Annotated in this window: 2 protein-coding genes; both read right to left on the reverse strand. The window is 62.1% G+C overall.

Annotation, left to right across the window (positions count from 1 at the left end):
- Positions 1-143: 143 nt before the first annotated feature.
- On the reverse strand, positions 144-269 hold the full coding sequence (locus AC1DT3_RS23300; protein WP_477467526.1) for a hypothetical protein: 126 nt from the start codon (positions 267-269) through the stop codon (positions 144-146).
- 84 nt (positions 270-353) lie between these two features.
- Positions 354-638, reverse strand: a complete 285-nt coding sequence (locus tag AC1DT3_RS23305) for a BolA family protein (protein ID WP_477467527.1) — start codon at positions 636-638, stop codon at positions 354-356.
- Positions 639-694 lie beyond the last annotated feature (56 nt).

Raw genomic sequence — 694 nt, forward strand, 5'->3', positions numbered from 1 at the left:
CATCCTCTACGACCGGAGCACCGGCGTGGTGTCCTGGGACCGGGACGGCAACGGCAAGGCCAAGGCGATCGCCTTCCTCGTGCTCAAGAAGGGCTTGTCCGAAAAGCTCCTCGACGCCGGCGATTTCTGGATCGTCTAGATCCTCAAACGCTCCACACTGCGCCGAGGGAGACGAGGAAGGCGCGACGGGTTTCCACCCCTTCGTTGTCGGCCATCGCTTCGAAGATCTTCAAGCGCGGTGACGGATTGGGCAATGATGTCGCAACCATACTCTTCCGCGATCTCGCGCGGCGCCTGTTTCCCGAACACGGACGGCGCGGCTGTCGCGAACGGCGTCAGCGTGTTGGAGCGAATCAAATGGACGGCGTCTCGTCTTCATCCGGCGCCTTCGCCTGGATGGCGAGAGCGTGCAGACCGCGCTCGAAGGCGCCCTTCAGCGTCTCGTTGACAAGTCTGTGTCGCTCGACGCGGCCCTTGCCTGCAAACGCATCCGACACGATATAGACCCTGTAATGGGTCTCCCCGCCCTCGCGCCATCCCGCATGCCCATGGTGTTTATGCGACTCGTCGGTTACGGTGAGTTGCGTCGGTTGCAGGCGTGCCTGCAAAGTCTGCGTGATCCAATCCGTCAGGGTCATGGGACAGCGTAAGCCTTTTTGAACGGGTCTGCGGCGAAAAGTGTCGGGGCCTTGGC

The sequence above is a fragment of the Microvirga sp. P4_G7 genome, assembly GCF_056401005.1.